This is a genomic window from Trinickia caryophylli (assembly GCF_034424545.1).
Taxonomy (GTDB): Bacteria; Pseudomonadota; Gammaproteobacteria; order Burkholderiales; family Burkholderiaceae; genus Trinickia; species Trinickia caryophylli.
Genome location: NZ_CP139971.1, coordinates 1,537,538 through 1,564,202, shown reverse-complemented (window position 1 = coordinate 1,564,202; position 26,665 = coordinate 1,537,538). Strand labels below are relative to the sequence as shown.

Below are 26,665 nucleotides of genomic sequence, written 5' to 3'. Positions count from 1 at the left end.
GAGCGTGTTTTCTAAAACAAGGTCGACGAGACCGCGAGCAACGCGAACGCAGCGAACCAGATGCCGATCGCGCGCCGTACGAGCGCGATCGCGCGTCCCACGTCGGCGGCAGCCGGGCTGCTGCCAGCGCCGAGCGCGGGCCGTGCTTCGTCCGCGCCATGGTAACGGGCCGTGCCCCCGCACGAAACATTGAGACTGCCGGCGCCGCTCGCCATGACCGGCCCCGCATTGGGGCTGTCCCACGCGCCGGCCTGCGTGCGCCAGCAATACAAGGCCGTGCGCCAATCGCCGCCCAGGGCATAGCTGAGCGCGGTGAGCCGCGCCGGCACGTAGTTCGCGAGATCGTCGAGACGCGCAGCGGCCCAGCCGAAATGGAGCAAGCGCGGTGTGCGATAGCCCCACATCGCATCGAGCGTATTGACGAGCCGAAAAGCAAGCGCGCCGGGGCCGCCCGCGATGGCAAACCAGAAGAGCGCGCCGAAGATGGCATCGTTGCCGTTCTCGAGCGCCGACTCCACCGCCGCGCGCGCGACGTCGGTTTCGCCTGCATCGGAAAGGTCGCGCGTGACCACGCGCGAAGTCAGCATGCGTGCGCGCGGCAGATCGCCCGCGGCCAGCGCGGCTTCGATCGGCACGATGTGATCGGCCAGACTGCGCGCGCCAAGCGCGAACCAGAGCAGCGCGGCATGCAGCGCCCATCCTGCCGCGGGCGGCAGCACGCGCATCAGCACGATGGAAAGCACGACGGGAGGCACCACAGCCAGCGCCCATGCCGCCACGCCGGACACGCGCGTGCGCCAGACGATCGGGCATCGGCGCGAAGCGGGTGGCGTGCTGGCCGCATAGTCGGGATTGAGCGCGTGCTCGAGCCACTTCGCCCAGCGTCCAAAGCCGACGAGCGGGTGCCAGCGGCGCGGCTCTCCCACGAGCGCATCGAATGCGAACCCCGCGAGTGCCAGCAACGCCATCGTCACGGCCGAGAGCGAGGCAATCATCGCTCGCTCCAACGGAAAGCGGCCCCTGCATTGCCGACCGTATGCGTCCGGCACCGCTTCGCCCTCGTCTGATTTTCGAAGCACGCCTCACCGATGACATAATGCGAGCCCATCGACGTCGCGCACGTGCACCGCATGCGCGGATATCCGCGCGCCAGGCGCGCGCCCCATCCCAACTTCGCAGGTATTCCGCCATGCCCGGCGCACTGATGATCCAAGGAACGAGCTCGGACTCCGGCAAAAGCACGCTCGTCGGCGCGTTGTGTCGCCTCGCGGCACGCTCGGGAAAGCGCGTGGCGCCGTTCAAGCCGCAGAACATGTCGCTCAACAGCGCGGTGACAGTGGACGGCGGCGAGATCGGCCGCGCGCAGGCATGGCAGGCCCTGGCCGCCGGTATCGCACCCGAGGTCGACATGAACCCGGTGCTGCTGAAACCGAACAGCGATATCGGCGCGCAGGTGATCGTGCAGGGCCACGCGCGCGGTAACCTCGATGCGCGCGCCTATCACGACTACAAACCTGTCGCGATGCAGGCCGTGCTCGAATCGTTCGCGCGGCTGCGCGCGAAGACGGACCTCGTGCTTGTCGAGGGGGCGGGCAGCCCCGCCGAAGTGAACCTGCGGGAAGGCGACATCGCGAACATGGGCTTCGCGCAGGCCGTCGACTGCCCCGTCGTGCTCGTAGCCGACATCGATCGCGGCGGCGTCTTCGCGCAGATCGTCGGCACGCTCGAGTGTCTGAGCAAAGCCGAGCGCGCGCGCGTCAAGGGCATCGTTATCAATAAGTTTCGCGGCGACGTGGCGCTGCTCGCGCCCGGCATCGATTGGGTGCAAACGCGCACGGGCAAGCCGGTGTTCGGCGTGGTCCCATTCGTGCCGGGGCTGTGGCTCGACGCCGAAGACATGCTGCCGGCGGCCCGGCATGCCCGCGCGTTGGCGGACGAAGCGTTGCGTGTGGTCGTGCCGGCGTTGCCGCGCATCAGCAATCACACCGATTTCGACGCACTGCGGGCGCACCCCCAGGTCGATTTCCGTTATGTACGCGCCGGCGAGCCGCTGCCTGCCGCCGATCTCGTCGTGCTGCCCGGCAGCAAGAGCGTGCAACGCGATCTCGCATGGCTGCGGGACAACGGCTGGGAGCCATATTTGCAGCGTCATTTGCGCTATGGCGGAAAGCTGATCGGCATCTGCGGCGGCATGCAAATGCTCGGGCGCGAACTGCTCGATCCCCTCGGACTCGAAAGCGGCGTGCGATGCGAGCGCGGCCTCGCGCTGCTCGATTTCGTCACCACCCTCGCGCCCGAAAAACGGCTCGTCAATACGTCGGGCCGGCTCGCGTTCGATGATGCACCCGTTGCCGGCTACGAGATTCACATGGGCGTAACCGAGGGCCCGGCACTGAACCGGCCCGCGATCCGGCTGCTCGACGGCGAGACGATGCGCGCCGAAGGCGCGATATCCGAAGACGGCCGGATTCTTGCGACGTACCTGCATGGGCTCTTCGACAACGCCGATGCATGCCGCGCGCTGCTGCGCTGGGCCGGACTCGATGCTGCCGAGCGCATCGATCACGACGCCCGGCGCCTCGCCTCCATCGACAAGCTCGCAGACGCCGTGCAGGCGAACGTCGACGTGCAGGCCTTGTGGCGGCTCGTGCAACACGCGTGACCCAGCCGTTGACTGCAGGCGGGGGCGAAAGCGACAGGGCGATATGGGCGGCGGCATGGAACGCATGATGAAAGGCGCCGCCCGGCGTGCGCGAGGAATCGCGGCTCGCGCGAGCGGCGAAGCGATCCCGGATATTACGTCGTTTGCCCTCTCGCAGGAAGCCGCGCGCCATGGCGCGCCTGTTCCCGAAAATCCTCACCTTGCAACTCGCCGCGCGCATAGGCTATGCAACGTCGTGCCAGCACGTCGGTCGGATCGACGAGGCATGCGGTACGGCCGCGCTCGTCGCGGCGCTCGCCCTGCGGCAAGAGGAGCGGGAGTTCCGTACAGCCGAGCAAGACAACCTTGCAGCCGCGTGCCATCAGCGCCTCGCACACCGCGACGATCTCCTCCACACAATCACCGCTCGTGTAGCCGGCTTTCACGCCACGCGGGCCGTAGATCGCATTCATGACCCGGGCTTGCAGCGCCGGCTCCGGCGTAACCTGCTCGAGGCCCACTGCGGCGAGTGCGCGCTCGTACACGCCGCTCGCGAGCGTCCCCGAAGTGGCGAGCAGCCCCACCTCTCGCAGCGCGGGAAACGTGGCGCGCAAATGTTCGGCCGTCACCGTCAGCATGTTCACGATCGGCACGTTCAGATACGGCTGGATCCGTTCGACGAATGCATGTGCGGTGTTGCAGGGAATCGCAATGATGTCGGCATCCCCCGCTTCGAGCTTCTTGCAGGTGGCATACAGCGCGACGGTCGGGTCTTCGCCGTCGCCGATCAGGTTCTCCGTGCGATCGGGGATCTGCGGGTTCTGCTCGACGAGCACCTTGATGTGATCCTGGTCGCGTTCGGCCGGCGTGTTGCGAACGATCTTCTGCATGAAATCGACCGTTGCCGCCGGGCCGACACCCCCGACCACGCCCACTTTGAACGGCCGTGCCCTGCGGTCGTACTCGCCGCGCACGACATGCTGCGCGTAGACGAGGTTCGAATCGACGAGCGGCACGCGCAAGGGCGCGAGCTGCTCCGCGACAAGCCCGACTTCGGTCAACCCGGTCACGAGCACCTCGGCGCCCCGCGCGATCAGATCCTCGCATGCCTCGCGCAGCAGCGTGATCGGGCGCCCGCGCAGATTGCCGGCCTTGATGCCATCGGCACCGTACACCGCGCGCGCCACGACGTTGCCGCCCGCTTCGTCATCGGGCCGTGGATGCAGCACCTCGTATTCCGGGGCGCGAAAGTACCGTTCGAAGAGCGCGCGCTCGCTAACGAGGTCCGACGTCAGCACGCCGATGCGGCGCGCGTGCGGAAAATGGCTGCGCACGTGCGCGAGCAAACACGCGAGCATATCCACGATCTCGATTCGCGCGTTCCCGCGCAATTCGTCGATATAGGCATGGCTCACGAAGCTCGGCAGCACGACAGTCGTCACCCCGCGCTTTTCGAACTCGCGAATCGTGTCGTAGATGTAAAGCTTGCGCTCGATGCTCGCAACGTCGGCCGCTGCCCCGCGTTGGCTCGGATGCTGCTCGAAGATCACGTCGAGATGATCGCCGTCGCGCGCCGCGGGCGTCGACTTGATCAGTTTGAAAAACACATCGGCGGCGGCCAGTGCGCCGAGCCCGCCGATCACGCCAATTACGCGGAGGGAGCGGCGCGCGGTCATGAGTCGTTTCGTCGCACTTCGCTCCCCTCGCCCCGAGCCCGCGCCGTCGTGGCGCGCACCACCTTGAGCAGTCTTCACTGGGAATCCCCACGGATGCGGTCATTGAACAGTGCCCGCATGCCTTTGCACGTCTCTCGACAGGCGAGCCACTCCCGGGAGCGCAATGCCGATTCCGGAAGACGAGTCGCATGGTAGGGCGCCATAAACAGCGCTCGATGCGAGTCCTGCATTCGTTCATGCGGCGCCCGCATAACCTCGTCATCGCCTTATCTGGCAATGGCTTCGCCTATGCTGCGGCGCACCAAAACGACGTTCGGGGCGCGAGGCGGCCCATCCGGCAGCCGGCATGCCGAAGCAACGGCTTCAAAAGAAAACGGGCCGCACGGCGGCCCTCGAATGACGATCGCAATGGAAAACCGTCGCGCGCCGTACGGCGCGCAGGCAGCGCTCAGCCGGCCGCGGCCCCCTCCGCGATACACGTCCACAACTGGGCAAGCAGCGTGGAGGCATGATTGCGGTCCCGGTACAGACGCAGTTCCAAATCGAGCATCCAGCGACGCTCTCCGGCAGGTACAAGCGCACCGCTGGCCAGTTCCTCCTCGATCAGGCTGCGCGGCAGCCACGCGATGCCGTCGCTCGCGAGCGCCATCTTCTTGAGTACCTCGGCCATATCCGATTCGAAGTACGGTTGCAAGACTGCGGCGTTGCCCTGCCGTCGCAGCACGAGCGCGAGACAGCGACCGAAGTAGGTGGTCGACGTATAGCCGATGAGCGGCACCGGTTGCCGCGCCGTACCCGGCAGACGCGCCTGGGCGGCCGCACGTTTTGCCGGGCGGCGCACCGGCATGAATACGTCGCGCCCCACCGTCAGGTGTTCGTAGCGTGTCGGGTCCAGATGCAGCGAAAGCTCGGGATGATGATAGGCAAGCATGAGCTCGCAATTGCCGTTGACGAGCATCAGGATCGAATCGTGCACATTCGTCGGCAACACGCGGGCGCGCAGCTCGCCGAACTGTCCGCTCAGCGCATTCAGCCATGCAGGCAGGAAGCTGACCGAGAGCGTATGGCCGGCCGCGATCCTGATCCCCGGCCCCTGCATGCGCTGGTCGGTCCGGATGATCGAACGCGTATCGAACAGCTTGCGCAGGATGTCTTCGGCCGCTTCCTTGAAAAGCTGGCCAGCCGGCGTCAGCGACAGCGGATAACTGCTGCGGTCGACGAGGTCGGCGCCCACCCATTGTTCGAGTGCCTGGATCCGCCGGCTGAATCCCGATTGCGTGAGGTTGCGCACTTCAGCGGCACGCGAAAAGCTCCTGTATTGCGCGAGAACCACGAGATCCTCGATCCATTCCACTTCCATGTCGGCCCTCGGCAAAAGCAAGCATGCGCCCGATTCCTGCAAACTCAGCTTGCGCAAGCTTACCGGGAAACTATTCGCATGAGACGGGTGTTGCGGCGGGCGCTTGTTCGACGCTTGTTCGGTGCTTGTTCGACGCGTGCCGGTCGTGCGCCTCGTAGCGTCCGCGCGGGCATCGGGTCGGGCATCGGCCCCTCCCTGGTCCCGAAAAATCTCACCCTCGCCCTCTCGCCCTCAGGGCCACCTCAACGCATGTCGAACAATTCCTGGTGAAAGTCCCTCGGCGCGAGCCCCTTCGCAACAAGGCCCTGCCGCAGCGCCCGCCCGAATGCGGCCGGCCCGCAGAACCATACATCGGCGTATTTCCACTCCGGCACGCGCTCGCACAAATGGTCGGCGTCGAGGCGTTCGTCCTTGCCGCTCACGAGCAGATGGAGCCGCACGTCCGCACGGCCCGCGAGTTCCTCGAGCCACGCAATAAACGCGGGATCGGGCAGCTTGGTACTGTAGAAAAGATCGACGGCACGCAGGTCCTCGTGCGCCGCGCGGGCCCGCATCCGCGCAAGGAATGGCGTAATGCCGATGCCGCCGGCTACCCAGATCTGCCGGGGCTTGTCGCTTCGAAAGTCGAAGGTGCCGTACGGCCCTTCGACGGTCACGAGTTCGCCCACCGTCAGCGATTGGGGCAGGCGCTGCGTGTAGTCGCCGATGCCTTTGATGTGAAATTGCAGCTTGCCGTCGCCTTGCCACGCCGAGGAGATAGTGAACGGGTGCGGCCCCTCGACGGGGTCGAACGTGACGAACGCGAATTGTCCCGCTGCATGCCCGAACCAGCGGTCCTTCAGATCGATGACGACACCGAGCACACGGTTGTCCTCATGCAGCAAGAGACTTTCGATCTCGCCCACGGCGCGCCGCGTACGGCCGATACGGCGAAAGAGCGAAACGGCGGACGCGCCCACCCCGCCCATCATGAGCAGGCCGACGGCCGGGCCGATCGCCTCGCGCCAGTAGTAGACCGGTATCAGCACCACCGCATGGTAGACGAGCGCGAGATAGGCAATGGCGATCAGACGATGCGTCTTGAAGAAATGCCGATAAGGAAACGACTTCAGCAATGCGATGAAGATGAGCAGGACAGCGGCATAAAACGCCCACTCGCCGATTTGTTCGGCCAGGCCCCGCTGACTTCGGAAAAACGCTTCGATCGTGGAAAGCGAGCCCGCGCCCGGAGGCGGCTTGCGCTCCGGCCGTTGCATCCAGCCGAGCGCGACGAGCCACTTCGGCCCTTTCGCCCAGAGCCAGTGAACGATCGCGACCACAAGTGCGGTGATCCCGAGCCACTTGTGCAACCGATAAGATTTATCGAGGCCGCCGAGCCACGGCTCGACACGAGCGGGGCGGACAGCGAGAACGATGCCCACGCTCATGCAGCCGATGGCCAGCACGCCCGTGAGGTTCATCATCGAACTGCGAAATGCCCGAAAGGCGTACGGCACGTCGAAGACGTTATCCGCTGCGAGCCACAGCAGCGCAAGCGCGGCCAAAAGGCCCAAATAGGCGAGCCGGATCTTTTTCATGACGATTTCAGAGCGCCGGCGCGCGGGCGTAAGCATCGGCGCGAACATCCAATCCATCGGCGCGAACATCCAATCCTTCATGCTAGGACAGATCGGCCCGCTGCGGAATGCGGCGTTCCGGCGCTGCGTTCGTCGCTGCACCCTCGGCTGTCCCGGCCATGAAAGAGAGCAGCCGGCCGCTCGTACCGCGGCCGGCTCCCGAAAACCTCACCGATCAAGCGTGTCGTTGCCGCCCGCCCTCAGAACATTCTGATGACGACGATCGTCAAGAGCGCCATGACGAGCCGCGATACCGCATATCCTGTCGCGTAACCGACCACGGGCACGTTCGACTTCGCCGCTTCCTGCAGCGCACCGAGCGCCGCCGTGGTGGAGCGGGCGCCCGCGCAGGCGCCGAGCATGATGCCCGGATGGAACTTGAAGACGAAGTGACCGAGCAGCAGGCCGACGATGAGCGGCACGATCGTCACGAGCGTGCCGGCCAGGAACAGCGTGAGCCCATAGTGCTGGATTCCGCCGACGAAGCCGAGTGCCGCGTTCAGGCCGATACAGGCGATGAACCCGTTCAAGCCGACGTTGTTGAACACCCAGATGGCAGGACCCGGAATATGGCCGAAGGTGCGCATCGTCGAGCGCAAATAGCCGCAGATGATACCGGCCACGATCGCGCCCACCGCCGTGCCCAGGCTGAGCGGAATGCCGCCGATATGCACGGTGATCGCACCGATGAGGCTACCGGCCACGATGCCGAATGCCATGAACGCCATATCGGTACCTTCGATAGGACGGTCGGCATACCCAAGCACCTTGGCAATCTTCGCCACGTCCTGCCGCGCGCCGAGAATCTGCAGCACGTCGCCGCGCTGGATCTTCATGTCGCGCTGCACAGCGATCATGCCATCGGAGCGCGTGACCTTCGTCAGGAACACGCCGCGCCCCGGCTCGCCGAAAAGCGCATCTTTGATCTCGCCAAGCGTCTTGCCCGCGAACTGCTTGCTCGTCACGACGATATCGAGCAGCTCCGTCGGGAAATCGAGCAGCGGCACGTCCTTCACCTCCGGGCCGAACGCACGCTCGTGTTGCAGCAGCGATGCCAGACCGCCCGAGACCGCGAGAATGGCGCCTTCGGATACCGTCGTGTCACGCGTGCAATCCACGATATCGGCGCCGTCGGCAAGGCGCATGCGCCGCACGAAGATCTCGTGATTGAAGAACGATTCGATGTCGCGCACCGTCTTGCCGATCAGCGACGGATTCATCAGGCGGAAAGCCCGCGCCGAATACTCACGGTAGGCGGTCGTCCCGATAGCCGCCCCGCCGCCATGCTCGCGCTCGTACTGCGCGCATTCCTTGGCGAGATCGAACTTCAGCAGCTTCGGCGCGATGTTCGCGAGCAGGTATGCCGAGCCGATCGTGCCGAACGGATAGGTCACCGCATAGGCGATCGGCAGCAGTGCCAGCGCGCTTTGCAGCTGCGCGTCGGACAACCCCGATTGCTGTACGAGGTCCGTGGCCACACCGAGCACCGTCGAGTTCGTGTAGCCACCCGACAGCAGGCCCGCGGTCAACGCCCCGTTATAGCCGAGCAGCTTTCCGAGCACGATCGCCGTGGCCGTGCCCGAAAGGCAAACGATGACGGCGAAAAGCACCTGCGGCAGGCCGTCGTTCTTGAGCGCGCGAATGAATTGAGGGCCGACCGAATAACCGACCGCGAAGAGGAACATCGCGAAGAACGTCGATTGCAGGGCTGACGGCAGCTTGATGCCGATTTGGCCAACCAGAAGCCCCGCAAGCAGCGTCGATGTGACGATGCCCAGATTGAACCTGCCGAGTTTCAGGTTGCCGATCCAAAAACCGATGCCGATCGTCAGAAAGAGCGCGATTTCCGGATACTTTTGCAGAGTGTGAACAAAGTAGTCCATGGCGATTCTTCTATTGTGTGGCCCGCTCGTTATCCCACCCGGAGCGGGCGCGTGACTGTTACGTCGAGCGGCGCGACGGGCGACAGCCGCCGGGGTCACGGGGACGGCAAGGCTGCCGCCGCGAACAGCGCCGCAGCCTGCGCGCCGTCGCGCCATCACCGCTCAGTACGCCGGGCGATAAAGAAGCCCCTCGATCCAGGCGCGCAACTCGCGCGGCCGCGGCACCTGAGCGAGGCCCGCGTCGAACATGTGCTCGGCGATACGCGCGGCAGTCGTGATTTCCGTTTCGAGAATATGGTCCTGGCTCGGAAACAACATGCCCTTGGCCTGCAGCGACGGTCCAACCTGATCGGCTGTTGCGTGCGCGGCAACGATGAAGCACTCGTCGGTCAGGCGCGTCGGCCGGCAGGCATAGGTGGCAAGACCGATGGCCGGATAGATGTAGAAGTTGTTCGCCTGGCCAGGCCGGTACTGGCGGCCGTTCATCGTGAACTCCGGAAACTGCACGCCCGCTGCGAAAAGCGCCCGCCCTTGCGACCAGCCGTAGGCCTGCTCGGCCGTGCACTCGGCTTTCGTCGTCGGATTGGAGAGCGCGAAAATAATTGGCCGTTCGTTCATGCGCGCCATTGCCTCGATGACTTCCTTCGTGAACGCGCCGGCCTTCGTCGATACGCCGATCAGCACCGTCGGCTTGAACCGCTCGATCACTTCGAGGAAGTCCTTGCTTGGCTTTTCGTCCTGCGCCCACGGCTTTTGCGCTGCCGTCAGATCCTTGCGCGAAGATTCGATCAGGCCGTTGACGTCGAACAACCGAATGCGCTTTCTGGCCTCTTCGGCCGACAAACCCTTCGTTTGCAACTCGGCTGCGATGAGCTTCGAGATGCCGATGCCGGCCGAGCCCGCGCCGAGAAAAAGGATGCGTTGATCGGCGAGCCTGCCGCCCACCTGATTCAGGCCTGCCGCGATGCCGGCCAGCGCAACGGCGGCCGTGCCTTGAATGTCGTCGTTGTAGCACAGCACGCGATCGCGATAGCGTTCGAGCATGCGGATCGCGTCCACGCCCTTCCAATCTTCGAAGTGCACGCAGCAGCCTGGAAACACTTCCTGCACGGCTTGAACGAACTCCTCGGTGAGCGCGTCGAGTTCCGCCTCCGTGAGCGGCACTTCGCGCGTGCCCATGTAGAACGGATCGGCACGCAGATGCTCGTTCGCCGTGCCGATATCGAACAGCACGGGCAACAGGCACGAGGGCGGCACGGCGGCGCACGCCGTGTAAAGCTGCAGCTTGCCGATGGGGATGCCCATGCCGTTCGCACCGATATCGCCGAGCCCGAGAATGCGCCCGCCCGTCGATACGCATATGAAGCGCACGTCGCGCTCGGGCCAGTTGCGCAGCACCTCGGCGATGCGGCCTTTCATGTCGCGCGTGATATACATGCCGCGCGCGCGGCGATACAGGTTGCCGAATTCGAGGCAGGCATCGGCCACGGTCGGATCGTACAGAATCGGGATGAAGCGCTTCGGGTCGGACATGATGGTCCGGTAGAACACCGTTTCGTTGCGTGCCTCGAGATCGATCAGATAGACGTAGCGTGCAAGGTCGTCAGTCAGGCTGTCGAGGTGGGACATGACGCGCTCGACCTGCCGGTCGAGCGACTCGACGGTATGCGGCAGCAGACCCTCGAGCCCCAGCTTGCGGCGCTCGTCGCGCGAGAACGCCGAGCCTTTGTTGCGGGCGGGATCGTGCAGCAGCGCGGCGCCGGCAAGCGATGCAACGGGGCGTACGGAAAGTTTCCTGGTTTCGATGGTGTTGGGCGTAGCCATGGTGGTCGTTCCTTGTTCGGGTTATCGATTTCGATGTCGTATCGATGAGAGCCGGTCCGGCTTCGCGCCAGATATCGCAAGGGGTATGCCATCGCCGGCCTTCTTCCGAAGATCGTTGTTTTTGCAACGAAATTCCGATGCGCGTGAACGTGTGAAGGCCGCGCTTCGTTCGGCTAGCCGAAAAACGGCGCAAGGACGGTTCGGTTGGCCGAACGCGCAGGCGGAATCACGGCGGATGGTCGGGGAACGCCGCCGGTGGGCGACGTGCGGCGCAGCGATGCGGCACAGCCCGTCTCCGACGGCGGCGTAACGTGAGGTGGCGCCGCCTCACGGCGGCAACGACATGAGATAGGCGACACGAACAAGCGGTAAGGCGCGACGGCCGGCGCCTTACGACTCCTGCTCTCGAATGTCGTATTTTCGGATCTTGCCGAAGAGCGTCGTCTTCGGAATCTGCATCGCTTCGGCGGTGCGCGAAAGATTACCCTGATTGCGTCGCAGTTCCTCCACGATCAGTCCGCGCTCGAACGCCTCGACGGCCGCCGTCAGCGACACCGCCTCGGCGCCCGCCGTGCTGCCCGGCGCGCCTTTGAGGCCCAGCACGAACCGTTCGGCCTGATTGCGCAGTTCGCGCACGTTGCCCGGCCACTTGTGCGCGAGCAGTTCGCGGATGACCGCATCCTTGATCGGCGGGGCCGGCCGATCGACGCGCAGCGCGGCCTGATGCACGAACGTATCGAAGAGCAGGGCAATGTCCTGCGGCCTTGCACGCAAGGGCGGCAAGTCGATGGTGGCGACGTTCAGCCGAAAATGCAGGTCCGCGCGGAACTTGCCTTCCTCGGCCAATGCGAGCAGATCGGCTTTCGTCGCCGCAATCACGCGGAAATCCACGGGAACGAGCTGATTCGATCCGAGCCGCTCGATCACGCGCTCTTGCAGCACGCGCAGGAACTTCACCTGCATCGCCATCGGCATGCTTTCGATTTCATCGAGAAAGAGCGTGCCCCCGTGCGCGAACTCGATCTTGCCGATGCGCTGCTTCGTCGCGCCGGAAAACGACCCGGCCTCGTGGCCGAAGATCTCGCTCTCGAAGAGCGTCTCGGGCAGCCCGCCGCAATTGAGCGCGACAAACGGGCCTTTTCGGCCGGACAAATCGTGCAGGCAACGCGCGACGAGTTCCTTGCCCGTGCCGGTTTCGCCCAGGATCATGACGTCGGTCGGCAGCGGCGCGAGTGCCTGCACGAGTTCGCGCAATTCGACGATCGCCGGCGAGCGGCCGATGATGCGATTCTCGAGCCCCCCGATCACGGCCACCTGCCGCCGCAGGCGCCGCACTTCGAGCGCGAGCGCGCGCTTGTCGAGCGCGCGTTTGACTACCGCCACGAGCTCGTGCGACTGAAACGGCTTCTGAATGAAATCGTAGGCGCCATCGCGCATCGACTGCACGGCCATTTGCACGTCGCCATGGCCTGTGATCAAAATGACGGGCACGTCCGCGTCCCATTCGGCGAGCTGGCGCAGATACGCCATACCGTCCAGGCCGGGTAGCCGGATATCGGAGACCACGACGAAGCGGCCGTCGCGCGGCAACGGTTGCGGCACGCTTTCGACGCTGTCGAAGCCCTTCGCGCGCAGCCCCTCGAGTGCCAGTGCCTGCAGGCAGCCGAGCCGCACATCGTCCTCGTCTTCGATCACGATCACATCGAAGTCGTCGTTCACCGGCATTCCTCCTCCCTCGGTCGTGCATCGAGCACGAGCCGGAAACACGCTCCGCCTTCCGCTCGGTTCGTCGCCGCAAGACTGCCGCCGAAGCCGCTCACGATGTCGGCGGAAATGGCGAGTCCGAGCCCCAGCCCGCTTGCCTTTTTTGTCGTGAAGAACGGCTCGAACAGTTTGGCGAGCACTTCGTCGGACAACCCGATGCCGTTGTCCGACACCTCGACGACGGCATGCTCAACGTCGCGATATGAACGAATCTCGATGTGCGGCGATGGGTTCGAGTCCATCGCTTCGATCGCGTTCGATAGCAGATTGACGAGTACCTGCTCGAGCCGCACGGCCTCGCCGCGCGCGTACAACGGTTCGAGGGGCGGCACGATGTCCACGCACACGTGCTGCTGCTTGATCCGGTGGCTCAGCAACGCCACCGCATTGTCGATCGACGTGGAGACGGGCAGCAACGCAACGTCGCCATCGGCGCGGCGCGCGAACGAGCGCAGGCGACCCGTCAGCGTACTCATGCGCGTCACGAGTTCGACGATACGCCCGAGGTTGAACCGCGCCGTTTCGGTATCGCCGCGCTGCAGGAAGCGAACGGCGTTCTCCGAGAGCGTCGCCATCGCGGCGAGCGGCTGATTGATCTCATGTGCCAGACCGGCCGAGAGCTGTCCGATGACGGCCAGGTTCTCCGTGCGGATGAGTTCTTCCTGATAACTGCGCAAACGCCGTTCCGACTCGATGCGCTCGGCGACCTCGCGCCGCAGCCCCTCGTTGGCCACATGCAACTGAGCGCTGCGGCGTTCGAACTGTGCCTTCAACTGCTCGTACGCGCGGCGCAGCGCTTCGCGCGCGAGCTGCTGCTCTTGCGCGGTCAACCGCTTTTCGTAGACGATGTGCATCGCCAATGCGATAAGCGCAATCAGAACGGCCACGAAGCCTGCTTCGGCCGCGGCGAGGCGGCGCGCGTCGGACGGGTCGGCGAGCACCATGAGCCGCATCGAAAGCGAAGGCAGCATGGCAGAGACAACGAGATAGTCGTGCTCGCCGCCGGGCAGCCCCGCCCGCACGAAAGGCTTCGCCGCGATCGGCGACGAAGCGTCCTGCCAGACAAGGGGCCTCAGTTCGGCCCGGTTGTATTGCTGCGTGTCGTACAAATGCCGCCGCTGCGCCTCGCTGAGCGTACCCGCGACGTGATACTTCCAGTCGGCGCGGGAAGACAGCACGATCACATCATTCTCGTCGACGACCACGACGCGCCGTTCGAGCCCGCCCAGCCAACGCTGCTCGAGGCCGTCGAGACCAATCTTCGTCGCAACGGTGCCGAGCCGCCGTCCATCCTGCTCCACGGCCGTGGCGAGATAGTAGCCCGCCGTGTTTCCGGTCGTTCCCACGGCATAGTAGCCCTCCACGTGGCCCGCCTTCGCGTGCTGTACGTACGGCCTATACGACAGGTCGCGACCGATGAAGCTGCCTGGCTGGCCGCGATTCGACGAGGCGACGACATGGTTCGTCGCGTCGATCACATAGGTCTGCAGCACACCCGCGCTGTCGGTCAGCGAGCGCAGCATCGAGGTGAGTTTGTCGCTGCGCTCGATGGAACGATCGCCCCGCAGATAGTCGACGACGTCGCGATTCATCGACGTGGCGAGCGGCAACATGCCGAACCGGTCGATCTCGCGCTCGAGCCGCTGCGCATAGAGCGACATCGCCCGCGCCGCGGAGGCGTCGAGCTCGTCGAGCGCGCGCGTAAAAAAATAGCGGAACGCACCGACGAATGCGAGTATCGCCACCACGGCGGTCAACGCCAGGTAAACAACCGCATCTCGGCGGCGAAACGAGCGAATGCAATCGAGATCGGACAAACCGGAAGGGTCGGCGAGATCCATCTCGAGACGGGGGCAAGGCACCGTACAGCGATCGCGATACCGGCACTCATGCGCCGTACCGTCTTGCCGCTCCACTTTGCTCGCCACATCGTCCATCGTCGTCGCCTTGCGCCCGTTGCTCGTCCAATGCGTTGGCGAGTCGAAAGAGAAAAGTGCCACAGCGAAGACGCGGGCGGTATGTCGCAGATCAAAGGATCGCAAGTCTTGCGGCATGCCGCGCCGAACGTGCCCGCGCACTCGCGTTCCGCGCGCCGAACGCACCGCCGGCGCAACGTTCAGGAATCCGAACGAACCGGCTTTGCGGGCCGCCTCGCCCACCGTGCACGCCCTCGGCCTCGAAGCCTTCGTACGCCCCGCCCTTCGATGCAAAGACACGCCTTCGAGCACGGCGCGCTCATCGATGGCTTGCTCTTTGCTTTTGTCGATACATGCGCCCGGTGGGCTCGTTACGATCCAAGCAAGGGGTGACCATGTCACAGCAGCAACGCGTAACCGTCACGATCGACGGTCGTACTCTCGACGTTGAGCCGACGCTCTCCGTCATCGAAGCCGCTGCCCGCGGCGATGCGCTGACCGCGAACGTCGGTTGCATGGGCCAGGGCATATGCGGTGCGTGCCGATGCCTCGTGCGGCGCGCAGGCACAACCGAAGTCAAGACGCTGCTTGCGTGCGAAACGCGCGTCGAGCCCGGTATGCAAGTGAGCTTCATCGATTACTTCACGCCCGACAAGCCGCACCGCTATGACATCGGCCGGTTTTCGAACGGCTGGCTCGCGCACCGCGAACTCATGGACGTCTTTCCCGAAGCCGCGCACTGCCGCCATTGCGGCGGCTGCGACCGCGCATGCCCCAAGGGGATCGAGGTGCAGCGCGGCGTCGGGCTCGCGGTTGCCGGCGATCTGCCCGGCGCGGCGGCCGTCTTCGACGCATGCGTCATGTGCAATCTCTGCACGCTTGCCTGCCCCGAACGAATCTGGCCCAACCATCTCGGGCTGGCCGCACGCCGCGCCCATGCGGCGGCGTCGCTTCGCCCCGTCGATCTCATCGCCCGCCTTGCGGAAATCGCATCCGAAGGCGGCGAGGCCGCCGGCCAAGGAGTAATACGCTCATGAAACACGCCATTCCTTACGGCACAGCCCGCTCGCGTCTGCGGCCCGGCACAGCCGTGCCGTATCGGCGCCAGCCGGGCGACGGCACGTCACTACTCGCCGCCTACCATCCCGACTACCGTCCCGGCGCACGTATGGCGCTCAGTGTCGGCGCGAACGCGGGCGCGCCCTGCCACCCGCTCCTCGCAAAGCTGCTCGAAGCGGACGCGCTGATCGACGAAGTCGATCTGGCCGGCCTGCCGATGGCGTACACCGACGTGCTCGTAATCGGCGGCGGCGGCGCGGGGGCAGCCGCCGCCATCGAAGCCGCCGCCGCTGGCGCGGACGTTACGCTGGCCGCCAAGCTGCGCATCGGCGACAGCAATACGGTAATGGCCGAAGGCGGCATTCAGGCGGCCATCGGCGAAGAAGACAGCCTGCGGCAGCATGCCGACGACACCTTGCATGCGGGCCACGACGCAGCCGATCCGGCGCTCGTCTCGCAACTCGCAGCCGATGGCCCCGAGGCGATCCGCTGGCTGATCGCGCTTGGTGTCGCATTCGACCTCGACAAGGACGGCGTGCGCCTCATGCGCAAACGAGCGGGAGGCACAACCGTGCCGCGCGTGCTGTGCCACCGTGATTTCACGGGGCTCGAAATCATGCGCGTGCTGCGCGAAGCGGTCGAACTCGATCGCCGCATCGCCGTACTGAACCGTTCGCCCGCCGTGGAGTTGCTGACCGACGAGAACGGCGAATGTGCGGGCGCGGTGCTCTACGACCTCGAGCAAGGCACGCTGCGCCCCATGCTCGCGCGGTCGGTCGTGCTGGCCACGGGAGGGTGTGGGCGCCTGCATCTCGAAGGGTTCGCCACGTCGAACCACTACGGCGCCACGGGCGACGGGCTCGTGCTGGCGTACCGGGCCGGCGCGCGGCTCACCGACATCGACAGCTTCCAATATCACCCGACCGGTCTCGCGTGGCCGCGGCATCTTGCCGGTGGGCTCGTATCCGAGGCGGCGCGCTCGGCAGGCGCGCGGCTCGTCAACGGGCTCGGGGAGCGCTTCGTCGACGAACTGGCGCCGCGCGATGTCGTCGCGGCCGCCATCATGCGCGAATGCGCCGAAGGACGCGGTATCGAGCAGGACGGATCGGTGGGCGTGTTTCTCGATACGCCCGACCTACTCGCTCGGCAGCCCGAATTGCTGCGCAAGCAGCTCGTCTCGCTCGCGCACCTCGCGGCCCGCTGCGGCATCGCCCCGGACGAAGAGCCGCTCCTCGTCTACCCGACGCTGCACTACCAAAACGGCGGCGTGGTGATCTCGCCAGCTGCGCGCACCGACGTGCCCGGGCTCTATGCGGCCGGCGAGGTAGCGGGCGGCATTCATGGCCGCAACCGGCTCATGGGCAATGCGTTGCTCGACATCGTCGCCTTCGGCAGACGCGCGGGTGCAAACGCGGCGGCCTATGCCGCGCATCGGCACGAGCCGGCGCACCGCCCGGGCCTCGGCCATCTGCGTGCGTTTCGCCGTGCGCTCGCACGCGCCGGCAAGACCCCCACGGCCTGCTCGCCCGCGCTCTATCCCGAGTACGGCCACTTCGATCTGCGCCGCCATATGACGGCAGCCAACTAGGAACGTCATCATGTCCGAACTGAATCAGAGACTGCTGCACCCCGATTTCGACGTCGGCCCATGCTTCGAACGGTGGCTGGCCGCCGGCGGCGGCGAGGGCCTCGATGCCGCCCTGGCCGATCGCGAAGCGATCGTGGACACGCTGGAGGCAGCGGGGCTCGTGGGCATGGGCGGCGCGGGCTTTCCGACACACCGGAAATGGCGCGAGGCCGCCAGGCAGAAAGCGCCGATGCGTTATGTCGTGATCAACGGCAATGAAGACGAGCCGGGCACGTTCAAGGACCGCCACTTGTTGTCGCGCACGCCGCATCAGGTCATCGAAGGGGCATTGATCGCCGCGCTCGCCATCGATGCGGCGAAGGTCGTCTTTTACATCAATCGCCGCCTCGAAAGCGCCATTGCCTCGATGCGCGAGGCCATCGACGAATGGCTTGCCAGCCCGTATACGGCGCGCATCGCATCCGCGCTCGGCCACCCGGTGGAACTGCACGTCGCGCAAAGCACGGGCCGTTACATCGGCGGCGAGGAAACGGCCATCGTCTCCTGGCTTGACGGCGGCTTTCCGTTCCCGCGCCGCAAGCCGCCGTTTCCGGCGCAATGCGGCGTGCGCGATGCACCAACGCTGATCAACAACACCGAGACGATCGCCAACGTTGCCCATATTCTTCGCGCAGGGGCCGCGGCCTATCGCGCGCTCGGCCTGGGCGACGCCTGCGGCACCAAGCTGTACTCGCTGTCGGGCGACGTGCTCGAGCCGGGACTTTACGAACTGCCGATGGGCACCAGCCTGCGCGATCTCGTGTTCTCCCATGGTCACGGCATGCTCGGCGGCAAGGCATTCAAGGCGGTGTTCACGGGCGGGCCGTCGAATACGCTGCTGACCGCGGCCGACCTCGATGTCGCGCTCGATTTCGCCTCGCTGCGCGAGCGTGGCTCGCGTCTCGGCACGGGGGCGATGATCGTTGTCGGCGAGGGAACGAGCATCGTTAGGGAAGTGGCGCGCTACGTCGAATTTTTTGCGGCCGGCTCTTGTGGGCAATGCCCGCCGTGCAAGTGCGGCACCTTCCAGATGGCGCGTCTGCTGCAGCGGATCGATACCGGCGCGGCTGGACGAGAAGCCGTCGCCGCACTCGAAAGCCTTTGTGAGTTGCTACCCGGGTCGGGCCGATGCGCACTGATCGACGGCGCCGTCACGGTGGTCGAAAGCTCGATCCGAACGTTTCCGCACGAGTATGGCCTGAGCGCCGAACATCTCCCGAAAACACTCACTATAGCCAGCGAGCGCGTGATCCCGAAAACGCTCACCCATGAAGCGGCCGCTCGTCAGCCGCGGACGGCCGGCATCAGCATGGGGTAGGTGAAGAAGAAGAAATGCGCGGCATTGAGGCCGAAATGCGCCAGAACCGAGGCGCCGAGCCCTCCGAAGCGATAGGCGATGCCATAGCCTATGCCCGCCACGGTCGCGGCCGACTCACGGGCCGTCAGTCTTCCGCCTTGCCGCGCACGAGCGCTTCGGGGTGACGCTGCAGATAATCGGCAAGTTCGTCGAGCGTCTGCAGCGTGCGCGTAAGCTGCACGAGGGCGCGATGCATATCGGACTGCAACGGGGAGTCCTGTTGCAGCGTCGCCTGGGCCGAGCCGAACGCCTCCCGTGCCGCCGCAAGCGTATCGCGCGCCTGCGGCGCGAGTTCTGTGTCGAGTTGTGCGAACAGATGATTGGCCGTGCTCAACGTCTCGCTCAACCGAGACCCGATCTCGTCGAACGGCACACGATCGAGCTTTCGCGCGATGCTCGCCAGTTGCATCTGCAACTCTTCGAGCGTGTTCGGCACTGTCGGCAGCTCGAGCGGCGTCCGACGCATGTCGACTTCGGCGCGTGGCGCGTCTGGAAAGACATCGAGCGCGATATAACGCTGATTCGTCAACACGTTACCGGTACGCAGTTGGCCGCGCAGCCCACGTGCCACGAGCCGGCGCAGCAATGCCTTGCCTGCTGCGGTGTCGCCGCGGGGAATCGCCTGACGGTAGCGCGCGCCCAGACGGTCGGGGAAAAGCGCCATCGTGACCGGCATCGTAAATTGGCCGCGTCTCGGGTCGTACTCGATGCCGATGGCCGTCACATGGCCGAGCTCGACTCCGCGGAAGTCGACGGCCGCCCCCACCTGCAACCCGCGCACCGATTGATCGAAGCGCATGACGACGGATGCCTCGGGCCCGTCCGGCGCACGCATGGCGGCGGCCACGTCTTCAGCCAGGGGAAACCGCGCGCCGTTTTCGACCGGCCCCGTCGCCGCCTGCCCGGCAGGTGAGCCAAAAGCGAGCCCACCCGTCAGCACGGCGGCGACCGACTGCGTGTCGAGCGTCATCCCGCTCGAATCGAGGCGCACACCTATGCCGCTCGCGTGCCACCAGCGCGTACCGGCGCGCACGTAGCCATCGTAGGGCGCCTCGACGAATACATCGATGGCCACACCGGCCCCGTTCTTCGCAAGTCGGTAGCCGACCACGCGGCCGACCGCCGCGCGCCGGTAATAGATCGGCGAACCGATTGCAACGGAGCCGAGCGACTCGCCGTACAGCTCGAAGCGTCGGCCATTTTCGTCGTTCATCACGGCAGGCGGTGTTTCGAGTCCGGTGAACGACGTACGCCGCTCAGTCGAGCGCCCGCGATCGACGCCGATATATGCGCCGGAGAGGACCGTATCGAGCCCCGTGATGCCGCTCGCGCCTACGCGCGGGCGCACAACCCAAAACCGCGAGCCGTCGACGGCGAAATCGCGGGCACTGCGTGCAAAATCGATATCGACGAGCACGCGCGCCCGACCCGGCGCCAGCCGTACCGCATCGACCGTGCCGATATCGACATCCTTGTACCGGATCTTCGTCTTGCCGGGCTCGATGCCTTCGGCAGTCGCGAAGCTGACCGTCACGGACGGGCCGCGGCCGGCGAGCGCGACAATGCCGAGCACGGTACATACGGCGGCCGCACCGAGCGGCACGAGCCAGACGAACGATGGCCGCTTCACGCTGAACGCTCCGCCCGCACGCCTGCATGGCTCGCGCGCTTGGCGCAACGGCTACTGGAGCTGTGCCAGCAACGCGTCGGCCCCCTTGTCGATGCCCGTCTTCGAGGCGCTCAGACCGCCAAAACTCGCACCGATATTCATCGCGTTCGGATACTGCTTCGCGACATAAGCGTTGAGCAGCTTGTTCGTCGACGCATCGTAGATTTCGACGGAATAGAACACGGCGCCCGTCATCGCGCCTTCGCGCCCGCGCATCGCTTGCACGCCGTTATAGACGTTGCCCGCAATGTCCAAATGCAGCAGCGTACCCACGACCGGCGTCGTTTTCGCCGCGCCCGTGAGAGTCAGCTTGAGCCGCAGCGTGCCGGGCCCCGGACGATCGACGATCTGGAACCGCGTTTGCAGCTTCTTCGCAAACGTGGCCTGCATGTATTGCGCGAGCGCCTCCCGGTCCTCCGCGCTCGTGTTGCCGAATTGATTGTCGCTGCCTCGGTACACGACCACCGGTTCGATCATCATCTGCCGGTATTGGCGCCAATCTGCTTGCGTCGAATAGCTGTAGGGGCTGCGCCCCGACTTGTCCCGCGGGTCCGCCTTCAGATAAGACGAGGAAGCAATGCCCGAGTAGGCGACCGGCTGCACGCTCGCGCACGCCGTCAATCCCGCGGCGACGGCGGCCGCGACCATGGCTGCATATGGGCGTACATCGACGATTCCCTTCATTTCCGTTCTCCGTTTTTTTGGTGGATCGGCCCCGCCACGCCAGCATCGGCTGATGCGTCACCTCATGTGAGACGCGAGCGTATCACCGCCATGCCACGATGTAAACCGACCATACGGTTTGTTTCTTGGGCCGGATGCGGTGGCGGGTGCGGCGCGGGGACGCACCCGCCACCGCGGTTACCCGCTTCGGCGCGGGGCCGAAACAAGACATAATTGGCCACTTGACGATTTCGTTCGGCCATCGCTCGCGTTCCAATACCGGGCGCCGGCCGCGCAGAGAAAGACCACCATGGACAATGCCACGCGTTCGGAACGCTCCCGCACGGCCGCCATTCAGGCTGCGCTGAAGATCATCGCCCGGGACGGCCCCGGCAAACTCACGTTCGATGCAATCGCTCGCGAGAGCGGCATGAGCAAAGGCGGCCTCATGCATCAATTCCGCACGAAGCAGGAAGTGCTGAAAGCCTTGCTCGAACACCAGACCGAGCATTTCGAACGTTTTTCGCGCGATTACGAAGCGACGCTCGACACATCCGTGGCGGAGCCGATGCTGATGGCGCAAATCGCGACCGCGCGCGAGGCAACCGATCAGCCGCAGTCGGTTGCGCTCGCGCTGGTGGCAGCCTTCGTCGAGGATCCGACGCTGCTTGCGGCGCGGCGCGACAACAACGCGGGCAAGCTCAAGCAGCTCAAGGCCCAGGCGGAGGACCCCGAACTCGCCATGCTGCGCTGGGCGGCGGCAACCGGGCTGATGCTGTCGGAACTGTTCGGCCTGAGCCCGTTTTCGGCAAAAGAGCGCAACCGCCTGTTCGATCGCCTGCTCGACGATGGCCAATGGACGCCCACCGCCGCCAAGGACCGTGCGAACGGCAAGGCAAACGGCAAAACGAACGGTAAGGCCACCGTCGCAAGAGCGCGATCGAAAGCAGCGACGAGTATCGGCAGACGTTGATGCGCGAAAGTGTCGCCGAGCGGACGGCCGCCCCCGTAAACACTCACCGTTGTGTAACGAGAAGTAAGCCGAACGGCATAGCGATGCCGTCCGTCGCATTGACGAACCGCAGGTGGCGCAAGCCAACGGCGCGGTTCATCCGCCCGCTGCACGCGAATCTATTGCAACGATTCATGGTCGCACCGCTGCTTGTTTGCTTCGGCGCTCGATGCTAACGTTTGCCATACCATTCGCTGACAGGAGCAAAGAATGAAAACGTCACGCTGGATTCTCGCGGCGCTCGTCGCCACCGGCATGCTCGGCGCATCGCTCGCCAGCGCCCAGCCTCCCGGCGATATGCCCGGCCAAGGTCCGCACGGCAAGGGCCAAGGTCATGGCAACCCGCACAAGCAAGGCGGCCCGCACGGCGGCCCAGGCCCCGACGCCGGCCCTGGCCCTGGCCCTGGCGCATCCGCTTACGCACCCGGCCACTGGCGCAAGGGCGATCGGCTGCCGCCCGAGTATCGCGATCGTCAGTACGTGGTGGACGACTGGCGCGGCTACCATCTCGCCCCGCCGCCGCGCGGCTATCAGTGGGTTGGCATCGGCGGCGACTACCTGATGGTCCAGATCGGTACCGGCATCGTACTGCGCGTCGGTCCGTAATACCGCCCCATCGCGTCGATCAAGCGATGCGCCGCTGCGTTCTTGCGATGCAGCGGCGCATCGCCGTTTAGGGCGCGAGTTCCGCGCCGCTCGCCCAGCGAGCGTGCCGCCACACACCCCACCTCCTGAAAAAGCTCACCTCACACTCGCGCATCAGTGCGCGGGCACGTCTTGCTTCGGATAAACGCGAATCAGCGAAATCCGAGGCCCGGTCATCTTCTTGACGACCGCATCGAAGTTCGCGAACGCAATGCGCTGCCCCTCTTTCGGCAAATCGCCGAGACGTTGCAGAATGAGCCCGCCAACCGAATCGACACCGCTTTCCTCGATGTCGATTCCGAGTGCGCGCTCAAGCGTGAATATGGGCAAGCTGCCTTTGCCGAGCAGCGAGCCGTCGTCGAGCTTCATCCAATCGTTTTCCGCTTGCCGGAATTCGTCGCGTATTTCGCCCACCAGCGCACCGAGCAGATTGTCGAGTGTGACGAAGCCGAGCGGCCGCCCTTCGCGCGACGTCACGACGGCGAAGTGAGGCGCGCCCTGGCGCAGGCGCCTGAACAGCGCAATGACGGACAACTCGGGCGGCACCGTCACCGCCTGCCGGGCAAGCGAATCGAGGCTCGCCGGCATTTCGCCCTTGCGCACGGCAAGAAACACGTCCTTCAAATGAATCACGCCGCGTACGCATCCTTTTTCGTCGAGATACGGATAACGACTATAGCGATGCTGAGCCATGCGCTCGAGGTTGCGTTCGACCGAGTCGGTGGCCAACAGCGCAACGGCCTCGTTGAACGGGCGCATCAAGTCCGCCACTTCGAGATCGCGAAAATCGAGCGCTTGTGCGAGTGCGTGCCACTCGTCCTTCGTGAAATCGGCATCGGCTCTCGAGCTGCGCAGGATCAGTTTCAATTCGTCGGCGGAGTACTGACTGTCATGTCCGTTCGCCGTCTCCAGCCCGACACGCCGCAGCACCCAGTTCGAACTGTGATTGAGGACCCAGATGGCCGGATACATGACCCAATAGAAGATGTAGAGCGGCGCCGCCGTCCACAGGCCGATTTTCTCTGTCAGGCGGATGGCGATCGATTTCGGCGCAAGTTCGCCCACGACGATGTGCAGATACGAGACGACGACGAAGGCTGCCACGAATGCGATGAAGTGCACGGCATCGCTGCTCGCGATTCCAACGTAGCCGAGCAACGGTGCAAGCAGATCCGCAAACGCGGGCTCGCCTACCCATCCCAGCCCGAGCGAGGCGAGCGTAATGCCGAGCTGGCAGGCGGAAAGATAGGCGTCGAGATTTCGATGCACCTCGAGCAGGGTGCGCCCGCGCCATCCGTGTACTTTGGCGATGGCTTTTACACGTGTTGCCCGCAGTTTGACGAGCCCGAATTCGGCGGCGACAAAGAACCCGTTGAGCAGCACCAGCAGCAGTGCGACGACGGTCAAGAGAAAGCTTCCTGCCATTTCGGGGCCCATTTCGCCTTTTAAGGTAATTGAAAGACTTCCCATTCTGCCAGACGACGAGCAATTCGCTTGCCGTACCGCGCGGCGTCGGCGTTCGGCCGGCCTCGGGTCCCGAAAAGCCTCACCTTTGGCGCGCTCCGGGGAATAAATTGCGCGCGCAGGGAATAAACTGCCGATCCGGGTTTCTTACGCTCGATACCACGTGCCGTCAGGAACGACCATGAGCAGCGATCTTACCGACGAAGCGCTGCGCGAGCTGTTGCCGCGCCTGCGGCGCTTCGCGCTTTTTCTCACGCGCAACCAGCCGAGCGCCGACGACCTCGTACAGGCCTGCCTCGAGCGCGCGCTCTCGCGCATCGGGACACGCCGGACCGATGGCGACTTGCGTGCGTGGCTCTTTTCGATCCTTTACCGGCTCTTCCTCAACGATCGGCGGCGCGCCAAGCGCTATGCATGGATGCTCGGTTTTCTCGGCCGCGAAGAAGAGCCGCTCGCGCAATCGACGGAAGAAATCGTGGCTGCACGTGCCGCGCTGCGCGGCTTCCACCGGTTGAAGCCCGAGCAGCGCGCGCTGATGTTGCTCGTGACGGTGGAAGGGCTCAGTTACCAGGAAGCGGCCGAGGCACTCGATGTACCTATCGGGACGATCATGTCGCGTCTGTCCCGTGCGCGCAAAGCGCTGCGCGAGCTGGCCGAGGGCCGGGTCGCGCCTCCTTCACTGCGAGTCTTGAAATGAACGCGTTTTCCCCATCCGAAGATGACCTGCACGCATATGTCGACAATCAGCTCGGCAATGAACGCCGACGGCAAGTCGAGCTATATCTGTCGGCCCACCCTGAAGCCGCCGCGCTCGTAGCCCAGCTCACGCGAGAAAAGCAGAGTCTGCGCGCGGCGCTCGACGGCATTCCCGCCGGCGCCACACCCGCACAACTCGATCCGGCCTACATTCGCCGATCGTTGCGGGCACGTGCGAACCGCAGGCTCGCGATGGCTGCCTCGTTCGTGCTGTGCATGAGCCTGAGCGTCGTCGGCGGATGGCAGTTGCGTGATATGTCGATGCGTGCCCGGTATCTGCCGATGGCCGACGCGGCCGAAGCCTACCGCATCTTCGCGACCGGTGACACGGCAATGCAGATGGTCGATCTCAAGACGGCCGACGTCACGCAGTTGCAGACTTGGCTCGACCGGCGCTTCGTACAATCGGAGCCGGTGCCCAACTTCGAGATGTTCGGATTCCGGCCCGTGGGCGCGAGGCTGATGGCGAGCGAACAGGGAACGGCAGCAATGGTGCTCTACCGCAACGCGAGCGGACAAGCGATCGTCTATTACATGCGGCCGCCCGGCAATCTCTTTCATTTCGACAAGGGCGAGCGCAAGGATGGCGAACTGCTCACGCAGTATTGGCGCCGCGGCAAGTACTTCTATGCCGTGGTCAGCCCGGCCGGCCAGGCCGCGCTCGCACCGATACAGCGTGCGATGAATCCGCTGCGTGGATAAGGCGCGCCCTCGATGGAATCGATGGAATCGATGGAATAAGTCCGCGGCCCAAGCGTCTCACATGCGAGAGACGCCGAATGAACCCGGCGTATCGCAAACGAGGCTCCGCTATCCCTTTTTATTTCATCGAGGACACGTCCATGTCGAATCATTCGAGCAAACGCAGGCCATTTGCGGCCATCGCTGCCGGCCTCGCCGCCGTCGTTCTCTCGCACGGCGCAGTTGCCGCCGAAAGCAGCCCGCCTCCCACGAGCGCGGCCCCGATCCACAATGTCGTGCTCGTGCATGGCGCCTACGCCGACGCATCGAGCTGGCAGGAAGTCATCGCGCGCCTGCAGAAAGCGGGCATGCATGTCACCGCCGTGCAAAATCCGCTCACGTCGCTTGCCGACAGCGTCGCCGCAACGGAGCGCGCGCTGGCTCAGCAGGATGGCCCGACGATTCTCGTCGGACATTCATGGGGAGGCATGGTAGTCAGTCAGGCCGGCGTCGACCCGAAAGTCGCGGGGCTCGTCTACGTGGCCGCGCGCGCGCCCGACGCGGGCGAAGACTATACCGCGCTCGCGGCGAAATTCCCGACCCCGCCGGCGAGCGCGGGACTCGTGAAATCGGGAGGCTATGCGCAGTTCAACGAGCATGCGTTCATTCACGACTTCGCAGGCGACCTGGACCGGGCGCGTGCCGAAGTACTCTACGCGGAGCAGGCTCCGATCGCCGATACGCTGTTCTCGGCGCGAACAACCGAGGCGGCGTGGCGCACCAAGCCGAGCTGGTATGCGGTTTCGACGGAGGACCGTACGATCTCGCCCGAGTTGGAACGTTTCATGGCCAAACGTATGAAGGCGACGACGATCGAGGTGCCCGCAAGCCATCTGTCGCTGATCTCGCATGCGGACGAAATCGCCGATCTCATCGTTCAGGCCGCGCATAACGCGCACTGAGCGCCGGGCCGGCTGGCCAGCCACCTTCGCGCGGCCGCGCGTAAGCGCTCCCGGAGGCTCTCACCTATGCAGATGGGCTTGGTCGCGGCC

At 65.2% G+C, this 26,665-nt stretch carries 20 protein-coding genes and 1 pseudogene; 9 read left to right on the top strand and 12 right to left on the bottom strand.

The genetic code is table 11. From position 1 onward, the window contains the following. Positions 1-11 precede the first annotated feature (11 nt). Entirely contained in the window at positions 12-992 is a 981-nt protein-coding gene (locus U0034_RS26135) for a CobD/CbiB family cobalamin biosynthesis protein (RefSeq protein ID WP_386092533.1), read from the bottom strand. Positions 993-1,189: 197 nt separating this feature from the next. On the opposite strand from U0034_RS26135, the gene U0034_RS26130 reads away from it, so the two are divergent. Next, positions 1,190-2,662 (top strand): cobyric acid synthase, encoded by a 1,473-nt coding sequence (locus U0034_RS26130; RefSeq protein WP_085228769.1) that lies wholly within the window; start codon positions 1,190-1,192, stop codon positions 2,660-2,662. 134 nt (positions 2,663-2,796) lie between these two features. Here U0034_RS26130 and cuyB read toward each other — a convergent pair whose 3' ends face one another. The 7 genes from cuyB to U0034_RS26095 form a co-directional block, all read right to left on the bottom strand. Continuing rightward, on the bottom strand, positions 2,797-4,317 hold the full coding sequence (gene cuyB / locus U0034_RS26125) for a cysteate racemase (RefSeq protein ID WP_085228768.1): 1,521 nt from the start codon (positions 4,315-4,317) through the stop codon (positions 2,797-2,799). 448 nt (positions 4,318-4,765) lie between these two features. Beyond that, on the bottom strand, positions 4,766-5,677 hold the full coding sequence (locus U0034_RS26120) for a LysR substrate-binding domain-containing protein (RefSeq protein WP_085228767.1): 912 nt from the start codon (positions 5,675-5,677) through the stop codon (positions 4,766-4,768). 242 nt (positions 5,678-5,919) lie between these two features. Further along, positions 5,920-7,254, bottom strand: coding sequence for a ferredoxin reductase family protein (locus U0034_RS26115; RefSeq protein WP_085228896.1), 1,335 nt, complete (start codon positions 7,252-7,254; stop codon positions 5,920-5,922). Between the two features lie 239 nt (positions 7,255-7,493). Continuing rightward, entirely contained in the window at positions 7,494-9,176 is a 1,683-nt protein-coding gene (gene aspT / locus U0034_RS26110) for an aspartate-alanine antiporter (RefSeq protein ID WP_085228766.1), read from the bottom strand. Between the two features lie 162 nt (positions 9,177-9,338). Further along, a complete protein-coding gene (locus U0034_RS26105; protein WP_085228765.1) occupies positions 9,339-11,000 on the bottom strand; it encodes an NAD-dependent malic enzyme in 1,662 nt (553 codons plus the stop codon). Positions 11,001-11,390: 390 nt separating this feature from the next. Next, positions 11,391-12,725 (bottom strand): sigma-54-dependent transcriptional regulator, encoded by a 1,335-nt coding sequence (locus tag U0034_RS26100; protein WP_085228764.1) that lies wholly within the window; start codon positions 12,723-12,725, stop codon positions 11,391-11,393. Then, entirely contained in the window at positions 12,716-14,764 is a 2,049-nt protein-coding gene (locus tag U0034_RS26095) for a sensor histidine kinase (protein WP_233211822.1), read from the bottom strand. The genes U0034_RS26100 and U0034_RS26095 overlap by 10 nt, the downstream gene beginning before the upstream one ends. A 311-nt stretch (positions 14,765-15,075) precedes the next feature. Between U0034_RS26095 and U0034_RS26090 the strand changes: the two genes are divergently transcribed. From U0034_RS26090 to U0034_RS26080, 3 genes are read left to right on the top strand one after another with little or no spacing between them, the layout of a single operon-like run. Beyond that, positions 15,076-15,717: a 4Fe-4S dicluster domain-containing protein gene (locus U0034_RS26090; RefSeq protein ID WP_085228763.1), complete on the top strand. Its 642-nt coding sequence runs from the start codon at positions 15,076-15,078 to the stop codon at positions 15,715-15,717. Beyond that, positions 15,714-17,327 (top strand): FAD-dependent oxidoreductase, encoded by a 1,614-nt coding sequence (locus U0034_RS26085; RefSeq protein WP_085228762.1) that lies wholly within the window; start codon positions 15,714-15,716, stop codon positions 17,325-17,327. Before U0034_RS26090 ends, U0034_RS26085 begins: the two co-directional genes overlap by 4 nt. A gap of 10 nt (positions 17,328-17,337) precedes the next feature. Beyond that, complete coding sequence (locus U0034_RS26080; protein ID WP_085228761.1) at positions 17,338-18,684, top strand: NADH-ubiquinone oxidoreductase-F iron-sulfur binding region domain-containing protein; 1,347 nt, start codon at positions 17,338-17,340, stop codon at positions 18,682-18,684. Here U0034_RS26080 and U0034_RS26075 read toward each other — a convergent pair. The 3 genes and pseudogenes from U0034_RS26075 to U0034_RS26065 all read right to left on the bottom strand — a co-directional run. Continuing rightward, positions 18,651-18,791: pseudogene (locus U0034_RS26075) on the bottom strand (CPBP family intramembrane glutamate endopeptidase); the annotation flags it as partial. The gene U0034_RS26080 and the pseudogene U0034_RS26075 overlap by 34 nt on opposite strands. Before the next feature lie 17 nt (positions 18,792-18,808). Then, positions 18,809-20,353, bottom strand: a complete 1,545-nt coding sequence (locus U0034_RS26070) for a PqiB family protein (RefSeq protein WP_233211821.1) — start codon at positions 20,351-20,353, stop codon at positions 18,809-18,811. 51 nt (positions 20,354-20,404) lie between these two features. Next, positions 20,405-21,040, bottom strand: a complete 636-nt coding sequence (locus U0034_RS26065) for a DUF3313 domain-containing protein (protein ID WP_085228759.1) — start codon at positions 21,038-21,040, stop codon at positions 20,405-20,407. A 325-nt stretch (positions 21,041-21,365) separates the two neighbouring features. On the opposite strand from U0034_RS26065, the gene U0034_RS26060 reads away from it, so the two are divergent. Beyond that, on the top strand, positions 21,366-22,028 hold the full coding sequence (locus U0034_RS26060; protein ID WP_085228758.1) for a TetR/AcrR family transcriptional regulator: 663 nt from the start codon (positions 21,366-21,368) through the stop codon (positions 22,026-22,028). A gap of 249 nt (positions 22,029-22,277) precedes the next feature. Further along, the gene (locus U0034_RS26055) at positions 22,278-22,673 is read left to right on the top strand and encodes an RcnB family protein (RefSeq protein ID WP_085228757.1); all 396 of its coding nucleotides are present in this window, start codon (positions 22,278-22,280) and stop codon (positions 22,671-22,673) included. Between the two features lie 153 nt (positions 22,674-22,826). Here the strand turns inward: U0034_RS26055 and U0034_RS26050 are convergent, their stop codons facing one another. Next, positions 22,827-24,137 (bottom strand): hemolysin family protein, encoded by a 1,311-nt coding sequence (locus U0034_RS26050; RefSeq protein WP_085228894.1) that lies wholly within the window; start codon positions 24,135-24,137, stop codon positions 22,827-22,829. 220 nt (positions 24,138-24,357) lie between these two features. Between U0034_RS26050 and U0034_RS26045 the strand changes: the two genes are divergently transcribed. The 3 genes from U0034_RS26045 (at position 24,358) to U0034_RS26035 (ending at position 26,575) form a co-directional block, all read left to right on the top strand. Continuing rightward, positions 24,358-24,873, top strand: a complete 516-nt coding sequence (locus tag U0034_RS26045; protein ID WP_085228756.1) for a sigma-70 family RNA polymerase sigma factor — start codon at positions 24,358-24,360, stop codon at positions 24,871-24,873. After that, positions 24,870-25,634: an anti-sigma factor family protein gene (locus U0034_RS26040; RefSeq protein WP_085228755.1), complete on the top strand. Its 765-nt coding sequence runs from the start codon at positions 24,870-24,872 to the stop codon at positions 25,632-25,634. Before U0034_RS26045 ends, U0034_RS26040 begins: the two co-directional genes overlap by 4 nt. A gap of 140 nt (positions 25,635-25,774) precedes the next feature. Next, positions 25,775-26,575, top strand: coding sequence for an alpha/beta fold hydrolase (locus tag U0034_RS26035; protein ID WP_085228754.1), 801 nt, complete (start codon positions 25,775-25,777; stop codon positions 26,573-26,575). The last annotated feature ends 90 nt before the right edge of the window (positions 26,576-26,665 follow it).

Coding starts and splice junctions, on each gene's coding strand:
- U0034_RS26105 (WP_085228765.1), bottom strand. CDS start 11,000: ATGGCTACGCCCAACACCATCGAAACCAGGAAACTTTCCGTACGCCCC.
- aspT (WP_085228766.1), bottom strand. CDS start 9,176: ATGGACTACTTTGTTCACACTCTGCAAAAGTATCCGGAAATCGCGCTC.
- U0034_RS26115 (WP_085228896.1), bottom strand. CDS start 7,254: ATGAAAAAGATCCGGCTCGCCTATTTGGGCCTTTTGGCCGCGCTTGCG.
- U0034_RS26100 (WP_085228764.1), bottom strand. CDS start 12,725: ATGCCGGTGAACGACGACTTCGATGTGATCGTGATCGAAGACGAGGAC.
- U0034_RS26055 (WP_085228757.1), top strand. CDS start 22,278: ATGAAAACGTCACGCTGGATTCTCGCGGCGCTCGTCGCCACCGGCATG.
- U0034_RS26120 (WP_085228767.1), bottom strand. CDS start 5,677: ATGGAAGTGGAATGGATCGAGGATCTCGTGGTTCTCGCGCAATACAGG.
- U0034_RS26040 (WP_085228755.1), top strand. CDS start 24,870: ATGAACGCGTTTTCCCCATCCGAAGATGACCTGCACGCATATGTCGAC.
- U0034_RS26090 (WP_085228763.1), top strand. CDS start 15,076: ATGTCACAGCAGCAACGCGTAACCGTCACGATCGACGGTCGTACTCTC.
- U0034_RS26130 (WP_085228769.1), top strand. CDS start 1,190: ATGCCCGGCGCACTGATGATCCAAGGAACGAGCTCGGACTCCGGCAAA.
- cuyB (WP_085228768.1), bottom strand. CDS start 4,317: ATGACCGCGCGCCGCTCCCTCCGCGTAATTGGCGTGATCGGCGGGCTC.
- U0034_RS26045 (WP_085228756.1), top strand. CDS start 24,358: ATGAGCAGCGATCTTACCGACGAAGCGCTGCGCGAGCTGTTGCCGCGC.
- U0034_RS26085 (WP_085228762.1), top strand. CDS start 15,714: ATGAAACACGCCATTCCTTACGGCACAGCCCGCTCGCGTCTGCGGCCC.
- U0034_RS26065 (WP_085228759.1), bottom strand. CDS start 21,040: ATGGTCGCGGCCGCCGTCGCCGCGGGATTGACGGCGTGCGCGAGCGTG.
- U0034_RS26060 (WP_085228758.1), top strand. CDS start 21,366: ATGGACAATGCCACGCGTTCGGAACGCTCCCGCACGGCCGCCATTCAG.
- U0034_RS26050 (WP_085228894.1), bottom strand. CDS start 24,137: ATGGCAGGAAGCTTTCTCTTGACCGTCGTCGCACTGCTGCTGGTGCTG.
- U0034_RS26080 (WP_085228761.1), top strand. CDS start 17,338: ATGTCCGAACTGAATCAGAGACTGCTGCACCCCGATTTCGACGTCGGC.
- U0034_RS26035 (WP_085228754.1), top strand. CDS start 25,775: ATGTCGAATCATTCGAGCAAACGCAGGCCATTTGCGGCCATCGCTGCC.